Origin of the sequence: Streptomyces collinus Tu 365 (genome assembly GCF_000444875.1) — a bacterium.
Lineage (GTDB): Bacteria > Actinomycetota > Actinomycetes > Streptomycetales > Streptomycetaceae > Streptomyces > Streptomyces collinus_A.
The window spans coordinates 1,501,283-1,513,246 of sequence record NC_021985.1; the positions used below are offsets into that span (position 1 = coordinate 1,501,283).

Here is an 11,964-nt window from a genome sequence, read left to right on the forward strand (position 1 = left end):
GGACACCGGGGCGCCGGGAGGCGTGCCCCGGGCCAGTAGGCGCCCTGGGCCAGTAGGCGCCCTGGGCCAGTAGGCGCCCTGGGCCAGTAGGCGCCCTGGGCTAGTAGGCGCCCTGGCCGTCGAGCACCGCGCGCACGGTGCGGACGATGACGTTCATGTCCACGGCCGGGGACCAGTTGTCGACGTAGCGCAGGTCGAGCGCGACCGTCTCGTGCCAGGACAGGTCCGAGCGCCCGCTGACCTGCCACAGACCGGTCAGGCCCGGTTTGACGCTGAGCCGGCGCAGCTCGACCCGGTCGTACTTGGCGACCTCCTCGGGCACCGGGGGGCGGGGGCCGACCAGGGACATGTGACCGAGCAGGACGTTGAACAGCTGGGGCAGCTCGTCCAGCGAGTAGCGGCGCAGGACGCGCCCGAGCGGGGTGACCCGGGGGTCGCGGCGCATCTTGAACATGTGGCCGTCGTTCTCGTTCGCGTCCTCGAGCTCGGTCCTGAGCCGGTCCGCGTCGACGACCATGGTGCGGAACTTCCACATGGAGAAGGGCACGTTGTGCAGGCCCGCCCGTGTCTGCCGGTACAGGGCGGGGCCGGGCGAGCCGAGCCGGACGGCGAGCGCCAGTACGAGCAGCAGCGGCGCGAGCAGCACGATCAGCACGGCGGCACCCACCCGGTCCACGACGGCCTTCAGCAGCGCCGGCGCGCCCCGGCGCAGCGGCGGCACGACGTGCAGCAGGGTGAGGCCGGCGGCCGAGGTGAGCCGGACCCGCCGGCGTGCGACGTCGACGATGCCGGGCAGCACGACGAGCGGGTAGTCCCGGTCGTGCAGGTTCCAGGACAGATGGCGCAGCCGCTCCCCCGACAGGTGGGGTCCCGGCACCACGAAGACCAGGTCGGCCGAGAAGGTGTCGGCGGCCGCGAGCACCACGGCGGCGTCCTCGTCCGGGCTGCCGGGCGTCTCGCAGGGCAGCCGCGTGTCCACCGGCACGCCGGAGAGCACCTCCCGCTCCCCGACCGGGCAGCAGCCGACGATCACGTAGGCGTGGTCGGTGCGCTGGGCGAGCTGGGCGACCACCGCGTCGACGGTCGGGCCCTCGCCGACCACCAGCACGTGCCGCAGGGCGCGGCCGGCCCGGCGGGCGGCCCGCAGGTGACGGTGGATCAGTTTCTGGCAGACGGCCGTGAGGACCAGCGCGGGGATGAGCGCCGTGAACGCCTCGGCGGGCACGCTGTTCAGGCCGCACAGCACCCGCAGCGTCGCGAGGGCGCCGACCAGCACCAGCCAGTCCCGGGTGACGGCCCGCAGGACTCCCCCGTCACCCCAGGCGGCGGGCGTGTACCGCTTGCCGGCCACCCTGATCAGCGGCCACAGCAGGGCCGCGGCCACCGCGAGGCGCACGGGATGCGGTTCGCGGACCTCCACGATGGCCGCGGCGACCGGCAGCGCCGCGCCGGCCAGGTCCACGCCGATCGACAGGGGCCCGTACCAGCGCGCCCTGGCGCCGTCGGGATGGGCGGGCCTGCGTACCACGGGTACCGGTGCCTGCCGGGATGCCGCGACTCTGAACGGCCTCATGCCACTCCTTGGGAGCTTCCATCGCAGACAAGGGGGGCGCGGCCTCGCACAGGTCGCCCAGGGGACGGCCACGCGTTTATGCGATCTTTATATCAAGGTATAGGGCGGCATGTCCGATTTAGATATCCGTCGTTCTTAGGATGATGCATGACATACATCCCGTAACACTCCTTCCGAGGGAGCGGCCATGGACCTCACGCGTGCCGACGGTCGACCGGCTCTGCCGACCCACCCCGCCGACCGGCCCGTCCGGTGAGGGGACCGTCCGTCCGGCACGGCTCCCGCGCCCGCCGCGCGGCGCTCGTCCTCGCCGGCGCCGCGGGGGTCACCGCCGCCGTCCTCACCGTCGTCCTTCCGGCCGGGGAGCGCACGGCCCCGCCCCGCGCCGGCCGGCCGGCCCCCGGCGGCTCCCCCCGCCCCGCGGGTGAGGTCCCGTCACCCGGGGCCCCGGGCATCGGAGATCCGCTCGTGCCGCTCGACGGCAACGGCGGATACACGGTGCGGCGCTACACCCTCGACTTCGACTGGCGCGCGCCCGGCACGCCGTTCCCCGCGACCGCCGCGCTGCGCGCCACCGCCACCCAGGCGCTGTCCCGCTTCGACCTGGACTTCGCGGGCAACACGCTGCACACGGTGAGCGTGGACGGCGCCCCGGCCCGGTTCACCCGCGACGGCGACGAACTGGTCGTCACCCCGGCGCGGCCCATCCCCCGCGGCGGCACGTTCACCGTCCGGGTCGCCTACACCGCCGACCCCACGCTGCGCCGCCACCGCGACGACGCCATCCAGGACTACGGCTGGGTCCCCACGGCCGACGGCACCCTGCTGGCCCCGCAGCCCGACGGCGCCCGGATGGTCTTCCCGGCCGACGACCACCCCAGCCTGCGCGCGCCGTTCACCTTCCACGTCACCACCCCGCCGGGCCTGACCGCCGTCGCCAACGGACGGCTCGTGGAGCGTGTACGGCAGCCGGACGGGCGGACCCGGTGGACGTACGACTCCGAGCACCCGCTCGCGCCCCAGCTGGTCCAGCTGGCCATCGGCAGGTTCGCCCTCGTGGACGGCACGGGGCCGCACGGACTGCCCGTGCGCGACGTGGTCGCCGAGGACCTGGTCGGCGCCACCCGCGCGTACCGCTCGCTCACCCCGGACCATCTGGCCTGGCTGGAACAGCGGCTCGGCCCCTACCCCTTCCGGCGCTACGGCGTGCTGGTCGGGGACACGGAGCTGCCGGTGGCCCTGGAGACCCAGTCGCTGTCCGTGGTGCCCAGCGCCGACCTGCTCGGCGACCGGGTCGACGCCGAACGCAACCTGGTGCACGAACTCGCCCACCACTGGACCGGCGACAGCGTGGCGATCCGCCGCTGGTCCGACCTGTGGCTGAGCGAGGGACACGCCCGCTACTACGAACGCCTCTACACCGACGGTCACGGCGGCCCGGACCTCGACGAGGCGATGCGGGCCGCCTACGAGCAGCACGACCAGTGGCGGCACGACGACGGCGCGCCCGCCGAACCCACCGCGGGGACCCTGTTCCGCCAGATGCGCTACGACGGCTCCGCGCTGGTCCTCTACGCGCTGCGCCAGAAGGTGGGCGAGGCCGCCTTCGACCGGATCGAACGGTCCTGGGTGACGACCTATCGGGGCCGGGTGGCCGGCACCCGAGACTTCGTCAGACTGGCCTCCCGCGTGGCCGGTCAGGACCTGACGCCCTTTCTGACGGCGTGGCTGTACGGGCCGCACACCCCGCCCATGCCCGGCCGTCCCGACTGGCGCGTGGACCCCGTCGAGGAGGACTGAGGACCGCCCCGCCCGGCCCGGCGCGACTGCCGCCGACCGGGTGGCCTGTACCCGGTGGCTGGTCCACGCCGGTGACGCTCGGCGCGACGCGGCGCGCGAGGCACGGAAACGTACGAGGGGTGACGCACAGGGCAACCCCCCATCGCCCTGCCCGCGTTTGTCCTGGCCTCACCGACCTCGTTGGAGGCAGCCCGCATGAAGAAACGCGTCGCCCCACGCGTCCTAGGAGCCGTACGCGGACACCGGCGGATCATCTGCGTGACCGCCTCTGCTGCACTGCTGGTGCCCTTGCTGATCGACCGTTCGGCCGACACGGGCTCGCCGCCCGACCAGCGACTGCAGGACGACTACACCGCCGCGGCGGACGAGTACCACGTGCCCCGCAACGTCCTGATGGGCGTGTCCTACCTCCAGTCCCGGTGGGACTCCCACCCCGGCACCCCGAGCGTCGTCGGCGGCTTCGGGCCGATGCACCTGGTGGACACCCACGTGGCGCCGGCGCCGGAAGCCCCGCACGACCCCGCACGGCCGAGCGCCGCGGCGGCCGGGCCGCCCGCCAGGCCTGACGCCGGCACCCCGGACAAGCCCGCCGCGCAGTCGGCGGACCTGCAGCGGGCCGCGATCCTGACGGGGCTGCCGGCCGCGCAGCTGCGCACGGAGGACGCCGCCAACGTGCGGGGGGGCGCCGCCCTCCTCGCGGCGACCCAGCGGCAGCTCGGCAAGCCGCTCAGCGCCAACCCGGCGGACTGGTGGGAGGCCGTGGCCAAGTTCCCCGGCACCACCGACAAGGTGTCCGCCGAGATCTACGCGAACGACGTCTTCGACGTGATCCGCCGGGGCGCGCAGCGCACCACCGACGCGGGACAGCACGTCACCCTCACCGCGAGCCCCGGGGTGCGCCCGCACGCGCCCGCCGCCCAGGGCGGCCCCCGGCCGAAGAACGTCGAGTGCCCGCCCGAGCTGTCCTGCTCCTGGCTCGGCGCGCCCTACGTCCGGATCGACGACGACGCGTACGGCAACCACGACCTGGCCGACCGGCCCAAGGACCAGCGGATCGACTACATCGTCATCCACGACACCGAGGCGCCCCTGGCGTCGATGCTCCTGACCATCCAGGACCCCGAGGAGGCGTCCTGGCACTACTCCGTCCGCTCCAGCGACGGTCACGTCACCCAGCACATCAGGACCAAGGACGCGGCCTGGCACTCCGGGAGCCAGTTCGTCAACGCCCGCTCGATCGGCGTGGAGCACGAGGGCTTCCTGCGGCACCCCGACGCCTGGTACACGGAGCAGATGTACCGGTCGTCGGCCCGCCTGGTGCGCTACCTGGCGAAGAAGTACCAGGTCCCGATGGACCGGCAGCACATCTTCGGGCACGACAACGTGCCGGCCCCGACCGAGGACAGCATCCCGGACATGCACGACGACCCGGGCCCGTTCTGGGACTGGCGGCACTACTTCGACCTGCTCGGCGCGCCGCTGCGGGCCACCGCCGGGCCCGACAGCGACGTCGTGATGATCCTGCCGGACTACGGCAAGCACAAGCCGCGCTTCACGGGGTGCGCCAAGCCCGGGGTGCGCTGCGCGCCGCACGGCTCCAGCGCCGTGCGGCTGCGCAGCGAGCCGTCCGACGACGCGCCCCTCATCCAGGACCCGGGCCGGCGCCCGGACGGCGAGGACTCCACGGAGGACGTCAACGACCTCGGCTCGCGGGTCTCGGCGGGCCAGACCTTCGCGGTCGCGGGGCGCAGCGGCGACTGGACGGCCATCTGGTTCCAGGGCCACAAGGCGTGGTTCAGGAACCCGAAGGCGCAGCCGACCGCGGTCGGCGCGCGCGGCCGGGTGGTGACCCCGAAGGAGGGCGTGAAGGAGATCTCCGTGTTCGGCCGCGCCCTGCCCGAGAAGGACGCCTACCCGGAGGGCGTGGACGAGCAGCCGGAGGCGCCGCTCCCCTACTCCCTGCGGGCCGGGCAGCGGTACGTGACGCAGTCCCGCGTCCTCGGCTCCTACATCGACCGGTCGTCCTTCGGCGACTCCCCGGCCCCGGTGGTGAAGGGTCAGGAGGCGTACTACGAGATCCAGTTCGACCACCGGCTCGCCTACGTCCGGGCGAGCGACGTGGACGTGGTGGACCCGCCGGCCGCCGCGGGGCCCGGGCACCCGGCCACGACCGCGGGCCACTGACCCGGCCGCGGCTCGGCGCCACCGGCCCGGCCGGGCCCGGCCCTCAGAGGCCGGCTGCCCGGTGGGTCGGGCGGCCCGCCACCACGGTGAGCACGACCGGCAGCCCGGCCAGCTCGTCGTCGGGGACCTCCAGCGGGTTCCCGGCCAGGACGGTCAGGTCGGCGCGGTGGCCGGCGGCGAGCCGGCCGGCCAGGTGCTCCTCGCCCGCGACCCAGGCCGCGTTCAGGGTGATGCCCTGGAGCGCCTGCAGCGGGGTGAGGGCCTGGCCGGGCCCGTGCGGGGGCAGGGAGAGGTCGGCGGGGCGGCGGTGCCGGGCGCCGGCCATGACCTGGAGCGGCGGGTACGGCGCGATGGGCCAGTCGGAGCCGAGCACCACCCGCGCCCCGGCCGCCCACAGGTCGCGGCAGCGGAAGGCGCGCCCGGCCCGCTCCTCGCCGAGCCGGCGCGACCAGTTGTCGGTGTGGTCGGCCCGGGTGAACTCGCAGCAGTGGGTGGGTTGCATGGACGCGGCCACGCCGAGCCGCGCGAACCTGCGCACGGTGTCGTCGGGCACCGTCTCGATGTGCTCGACCCGGTGCCGAACCGGGGCCGGGTCCCCGGCGAGGGCCTTCTCGACCGAGTCGAGGACGTGCCGTACCGCCGCGTCCCCGATCGCGTGCGTGGCGGTGGGCACCCCGGCCCGGTGCAGGGCGGCGACGACCTGGGTGTAGCGCTGCGGGTCGGGCCAGAACGCGTGGTCCGACTCGCCGTGGCAGTCGGGGGTCTCCAGCCAGGCGGTGCCGTTGTCGATGGTGCCGTCCATGAACAGCTTCACGCCGTCGACCCGCCACAGCGTGCCCCCGGTCCCCTGCGCCCGGACGAGGCCGGCGACGGCGTCGTCGTCCGCCTCGGGCCGGCACCAGGGGGCGACCCTCAGCCGCAGCGGCAGGGCGTCCTCGGCCTCCAGCGCGGCGTAGACCGACAGGCTCGGCCCGTTGGCGTCCATGGCGTGACCGCCGGTCAGGCCGGACGCGGCCATGCCGCGCAGCACCTCGGCGGTGCGGGCCCGCACCTCGGCGTCGGTGGGCCGGGGCGCGACGGCCTCGACCAGTTCGCAGGCCGCGTCCTCCAGCAGCAGGCCGGTGGGGCGCCCGTCGGCGTCGCAGACGATCTCGGAGCCCTGGGCGAACTCCCGCGGTCCGTCGACCCCCGCCAGTTCCAGGGCCCGGGCACTGGCGAGCAGGGAATGCCCGTCGAAGAGGTCCACGAGGGCGGGGACGCCGTCGAGGACGGGGCCGAGCGCGGCGGCGCCGACCGGCTCACCGCCGAAGGCGTTGGGGTCCAGGCCCCAGCCGCGCAGCCAGGCGCCCGGCCGCAGGCCGGTGACGGCGGCGGCGAGCGCGGCGCGCACGGCGGTCAGGTCCCGGCAGCCGGACAGGTCGACGCCCATGGTGCGCTCGGCGCCGGACACGGGGTGCAGGTGCCCGTCGGTGAAGCCCGGGGTGACGACCGCGCCGCGCAGGTCGACGACGGTGCTGCCGGGGCCCGCCAGGGCCCGGGCCGTGCGGTCGTCGCCGAGGTGGGTGATCACTCCGTTCCCGGCGGCGAGCGCGGTGTGCGGCAGGAGCCCGCCCGTGCCCGGGTCGAGCAGCCGGGCGGAGAGCAGGACGAGATCGGCGGGCACGGAGGGCTCCTCGGGGGTGCGGGGGCGTACCTGGATGTGCGGGGGGGCTGTGACCGGGGGCGGACTCAGTCGGTGACGGGGTCCAGCGCCCCTTCCTTCAGGCCGAGTTCGCGCTCGGCGACGGTGACGGCCATACGGGCGACGGCGCGGGGCCGTTCGGGGGTCGCGGTGTTGGCGTGCACACCGAGCCCGTCGAGGACGACGAGGATCTGGACGGCCGTCACGGACGGGTCGCCGGTGCGGAACTCGCCGTCGGCGACGCCCGCCCGGATCAGGTCCTCGAGGCGCCCGCGCCAGGCGGCCTCCTGCTCGGCGACCCGGTCCCGCAGGACGGGGCGGTAGCGGCTGAGGTGGCGCGCGTTGATCCACAGCCGGCTGACCGCGTCGTACGCCTCGCCCGAGGTGCGGGCCAGGAACCGGGCGAGCCCCCGGGCGGCACCGTCCTCGGGCCGTCCGGCCGGCAGCAGGCCGTCGAGTTCGCCCGTCGCGGCGCTGCCGAAGGCCTCGGCGACGAGGTCCTCGGCCGAGGGGAAGTAGTGGCTGATCAGCCCGGGCCGGACGGCGAGTTCCTCGCCGATCCGGCGCAGGGTGACGCACTCCAGGCCCTCGGCGAGGGCGACGGCGGCGGCCGCTTCGACGATCTCGGCCCGCCGGGCCGCCGGGTCCTTGCGGGTCCGCTTGCGCTGAACGCTTGACGACATGACGGCGATGCTATTGAGTGTGCGACCAATAAGCAATTGGTCATGCGACCAACAAGCGACCAGGCCGATCCCACCGCCCCGGAGGGCCTCATGGCGTCCACGCTCCCCGACCCCAGTCCCGACGCGCGCCGCACGGCCGCCGAGGCGGCCCCGGCCACGTCCCCCCGCCCGGGCCTGACGGGCGGCGGCGTCGAGTCCCACGGCATCGACCACATCCCGGACTCCGAACGCCGGGGCCGCCCACGGGAGCTGTTCTCCGTGTGGGCCGCCGCCAACGTGAACTACCTCAGCCTGGTCGTCGGTGGCGCGCTGGTGCTGATGGGGCTGAGCCTGTGGCAGGCGGTGGCCGTGATCGTGGTCGGCAACGCCTTCTGGGCGCTCACCGGGCTGCTCGCGGTCTCCGGACCGGCGGCGGGCGCGCCCAGCGAGGTCGTGACGCGGGCCGTCTACGGCGTCCGCGGCAACCGGGTGAACAACGCGGTGACGGGCTGGATGATCTCCGTCTGCTACTTCGCCCTGAACCTGGCGGCGGCGGCCACCGCCGCCTTCACCCTGGTCGGGCGGACCGGCCTGCCGGTCGACGCCGTCGTGAAGACGGCCGTCGTGGTCCTCATCGCCGCGCTCACCCTCGCCATCAGCGTCTACGGCCACGCCGCGATCGTCCGGCTCTACGTGCCGATCACGCTGGCGCTCACCGCCGTCTTCGCGGTCGTCGCCGTCTTCGTGGTGCGGCACACCGACTTCGGCCACGTCCCGGACCGGCCGCTGACCGGCGGCGCGCTGTGGGCGACCCTGCTGGCCGGTGTCGGGCTCATCGCCTCAGGACCCCTGTCGTACACGACCAGCGCCGACTTCTCCCGCTACCTGCCCCGCACCGTGTCGGCCACGGCGGTGGCCGGCTGGACCGCGCTCGGCGGGTTCCTGCCCGGCACGGTGGTCTGCTGCCTCGGGGCGTTCGCGGCGACCGCGGTCGACATGAGCGACCCGCAACGCGCCCTGGCGGAGCTGCTGCCCGGCTGGTTCGAGCCGGTGTTCCTGTTCGCGCTCGTCCTCGGCACGGTGGCCCTCAACGCCCTGACGGCCTACAGCGCGGGACTCGCCCTGCAGGCCGTCGGCATCCGCATCCGGCGCTCGCTCAGCGTCCTCGTCGACGGAGCGGTCTCCGTCTCGCTGACCCTGTACGCGCTGCTGGTGTCCGACTTCCTGGACACGGTCGGGAACGTGCTCCAGCTGACCGTGGTGCTGCTCGGCCCCTGTACGGCCGTCTACGCCACCGACATCGTGCTGCGCCGCAACCGCTACGACGGCGCCGCCCTCACCGACGAGACCCCCGGCAGCCCCTTCTGGTACTCCGCAGGCGTGAACCTCCGGGGCGCGTCGGCCCTCGTGGCAGGCGTGACCGCCTCAGCCCTGTGTGTCGACACCGTCTACGCGGGCCCCCTGGCCCGCGCCCTGGGCGACCTCGATCTCGCCCTCCCGGTGGGCCTGGTGGTGGCGTCGGGGGTGTACGCGGTGTCGATGCGGGGGTTGCGCGGGGCCCGCGGCGACGGGTGAGCGCGGGCTTGAGCGGCCTGCCGGCCCCGGAGCCGCAGGGGTCCGAGCGGTCCGAACGCCGGCCCCCGACGCCTCGCGCCCCGCTCCGGATACGCTGCCCGCACCGTCCCCTCACCGCCCGGCCGTCACACCGTCACACCGTCACACCGACCAACGGAGCCGTGGAATGTACGTCCGCCGTGTCGTGCCCAACATCCGGTCGAACGCCCCCGCGGAGAGCACCGACTTCTACGGGGTGCTGGGATTCGAGGAGGTGATGGACCTCGGCTGGATCAGGACGCTGGCCTCGGCCCGCAACCCGGCCGTCCAGCTCAGCCTCATGAGCGAGGACCGCACCGCGCCCGTCGTCCCCGACCTGAGCGTCGAGGTGGAGGACGTCGACGCCGTGTACGCGGCGATGCGGGCGCGGGGCGCGGAGATCGTGCACCCGCTCACCGACGAGGAGTGGGGCGTACGGCGGTTCTTCGTACGCGACCCGAACGGCAAGGTCGTCAACGTCCTCAGCCACCGCTGACGCCGGACACGGCGACGGACGCCCGCTGGACGCCGTCCTGACGAGCCGTGAGACTGGATCGCGCCCGACGCCCCGCTCCCAGGACGGTGACCATGGAAGAGGTACTCCCCCGCGTCGAACTGACCCCGCAGGCCGCCGAGCTGGTGCGCCGGCTGCGCGCGGAGCACGGCCCGCTGATGTTCCACCAGTCCGGCGGCTGCTGCGACGGCAGCGCGCCGATGTGCTACCCCGACGGCGAGTTCCGCACCGGCGGCTCGGACGTGCTGCTCGCCGAGCTGGCCGTGGACGGGGTCGAGGAGCCCGTGACCTTCTGGATGTCGCGCAGTCAGTACGAGGTCTGGAGCCACACCCGGCTGATCGTGGACGTGGTACCCGGACGGGGGAGCGGTTTCTCGCTGGAAGCACCCGAGGGGGTGCGTTTTCTCACCCGTTCTCGCGTAGTCGACGGCTAGCCGGCCTGAGCGCCGCCACCGTCTGGTGCACTTCCCCTGAGTCCTGGGACAGTTGACGAGACATCAGGGGGCGCAGTGGCGCGCGATCGGCGGCAGACGGCGGCAGGCAGATCGGTTCTCTCCACTCTCACGGCGTTCGGTGTGCTGGCCGGTGCGTCCCTCGCGGGGGCCGCACCGGCGGACGCCGCCCCACTGGGCAGACGGATCGCACCGGGGGTCACCTACCGGCAGTTCGACCTCCGCGCGGCGGCCGGCAGGACCCACGCCCATCTGCTGACCGTCGACCTGACGAACCGGCACGTCCACCTCGACCTGCTGTACCCGGGGACGGTGGCCGCCCGGGAGACCGTCTCCACCATGGCGGACGCGGCCGGCGCGGTCGGCGGGGTCAACGGCGACTTCTTCAACATCAGTGAGACCCAGCACCCGGGCGTCGAGGCGACGGGGGCGAGCGTGGGTCCGGCCGTCGCGTCGGGCAGGGTGCTCAAGGCGGCGGTCCCGGCGGGCCAGCGGTTCGGGCCGGCGCTGCCGCCCGGCACCGGCACCCGGGACGTCCTCGGGGTCGGCACCGACCGGCGGGCCCGTCTGGACCGGCTCACCCTCACCGGCACCGTGACCACACCGAAGGGACGGTTCCCGCTCAAGGGCCTCAACCAGTACGCGCTGCCGCAGAACTCCGTCGGCGCCTTCACCTCCCGCTGGGGCAGCGCCTCCCGGGTGCGCGCCACCTGCGGCACGGACACGAACCGGGCCGCGGGGTGCAGCAAGGACACCTACGAGGTGAAGGTGCGCGGCGGCCGGGTGACCTCCACCGCCGCCACGCCGGGCGGCGGGCCGATCGCCGCGGGCACCACGGTCCTGGTGGGCCGCGAGGAGGGCGCGCGCCGGCTGCGCGCACTGTCGCCCGGCGACCGGGTGACCGTCACCCACACCCTGGTGGCGGCCACCGCCAAGGTCCCCTACACGTTCGCGATCGGCGGCTACCCGGTGCTGCGCGGCGGCAGGCCGCTGTCCGGGCTGGACGACAGCACCTCGGCGGTGCGCACCGTCGTCGGCTTCGCGAACGGCGGCCGGCGGATGCTGCTGCTCGCGCTGGACGGGGCCGCCGCCTACCGGAGGGGCATGACCGTCGCCGAGGAGGCGGCCGCCATGGACGACCTGGGCGCCACCGACGCGTTCAACCTCGACGGCGGCGGCTCGTCCGAGATGGTCACCCGCGCGGCGGGAGCGCGCGCGGTCAAGGTCCGCAACCACCCGAGCGGCGGCGCCGAGCGCCCCGTGGCGAACGGCATCGGCGTCTTCTCGTCCTGACCCCGGCGGACGGTCAGGGCCGCAGGCTGCTGACGAGGTCGGCGGTCGCGGTCAGCCCGCTGTGGATGGTGGGCGCCATGCTGGTGCTGGCCAGGTAGAAGCCGAGCAGCATGCAGACCAGGGCGTGCGAGATCTTCAGCGCGCCGTTGCGGATGAACACCACCGCAAGGATCAGGAGCAGCAGCACCACAGAGATGGAAATGGCCATTGGA

At 74.5% G+C, this 11,964-nt stretch carries 10 protein-coding genes; 6 read left to right on the top strand and 4 right to left on the bottom strand.

What is annotated here, in order from left to right; genetic code table 11:
• Positions 1-100: 100 nt before the first annotated feature.
• Entirely contained in the window at positions 101-1,573 is a 1,473-nt protein-coding gene (locus B446_RS06145) for an exopolysaccharide biosynthesis polyprenyl glycosylphosphotransferase (protein WP_020938553.1), read from the bottom strand.
• 252 nt (positions 1,574-1,825) lie between these two features.
• Here B446_RS06145 and B446_RS06150 point away from each other — a divergent pair, with 252 nt between their 5' ends.
• Together B446_RS06150 and B446_RS06155 are read left to right on the top strand one after the other, a co-directional pair.
• Complete coding sequence (locus B446_RS06150) at positions 1,826-3,373, top strand: M1 family metallopeptidase (protein WP_020938554.1); 1,548 nt, start codon at positions 1,826-1,828, stop codon at positions 3,371-3,373.
• Positions 3,374-3,631: 258 nt separating this feature from the next.
• Positions 3,632-5,557, top strand: a complete 1,926-nt coding sequence (locus tag B446_RS06155; RefSeq protein ID WP_043474880.1) for an N-acetylmuramoyl-L-alanine amidase — start codon at positions 3,632-3,634, stop codon at positions 5,555-5,557.
• A gap of 43 nt (positions 5,558-5,600) precedes the next feature.
• On the opposite strand, the gene B446_RS06160 is transcribed toward B446_RS06155, so the two are convergent.
• Both B446_RS06160 and B446_RS06165 read right to left on the bottom strand, forming a co-directional pair.
• Positions 5,601-7,220, bottom strand: coding sequence for an amidohydrolase (locus B446_RS06160; protein ID WP_020938556.1), 1,620 nt, complete (start codon positions 7,218-7,220; stop codon positions 5,601-5,603).
• A gap of 65 nt (positions 7,221-7,285) precedes the next feature.
• The gene (locus tag B446_RS06165; RefSeq protein ID WP_020938557.1) at positions 7,286-7,921 is read right to left on the bottom strand and encodes a TetR/AcrR family transcriptional regulator; all 636 of its coding nucleotides are present in this window, start codon (positions 7,919-7,921) and stop codon (positions 7,286-7,288) included.
• A gap of 90 nt (positions 7,922-8,011) precedes the next feature.
• Between B446_RS06165 and B446_RS06170 the strand changes: the two genes are divergently transcribed.
• The 4 genes from B446_RS06170 to B446_RS06185 all read left to right on the top strand — a co-directional run bounded on the left by B446_RS06170 (position 8,012) and on the right by B446_RS06185 (position 11,752).
• Entirely contained in the window at positions 8,012-9,475 is a 1,464-nt protein-coding gene (locus B446_RS06170) for a purine-cytosine permease family protein (protein WP_020938558.1), read from the top strand.
• 166 nt (positions 9,476-9,641) lie between these two features.
• The gene (locus B446_RS06175; RefSeq protein ID WP_020938559.1) at positions 9,642-9,989 is read left to right on the top strand and encodes a VOC family protein; all 348 of its coding nucleotides are present in this window, start codon (positions 9,642-9,644) and stop codon (positions 9,987-9,989) included.
• 92 nt (positions 9,990-10,081) lie between these two features.
• A complete protein-coding gene (locus tag B446_RS06180; protein ID WP_020938560.1) occupies positions 10,082-10,441 on the top strand; it encodes a DUF779 domain-containing protein in 360 nt (119 codons plus the stop codon).
• Between the two features lie 141 nt (positions 10,442-10,582).
• Complete coding sequence (locus tag B446_RS06185) at positions 10,583-11,752, top strand: phosphodiester glycosidase family protein (protein WP_020938561.1); 1,170 nt, start codon at positions 10,583-10,585, stop codon at positions 11,750-11,752.
• A 13-nt stretch (positions 11,753-11,765) separates the two neighbouring features.
• Here the strand turns inward: B446_RS06185 and B446_RS06190 are convergent, their stop codons facing one another.
• Positions 11,766-11,960: a hypothetical protein gene (locus tag B446_RS06190; RefSeq protein WP_020938562.1), complete on the bottom strand. Its 195-nt coding sequence runs from the start codon at positions 11,958-11,960 to the stop codon at positions 11,766-11,768.
• Positions 11,961-11,964 lie beyond the last annotated feature (4 nt).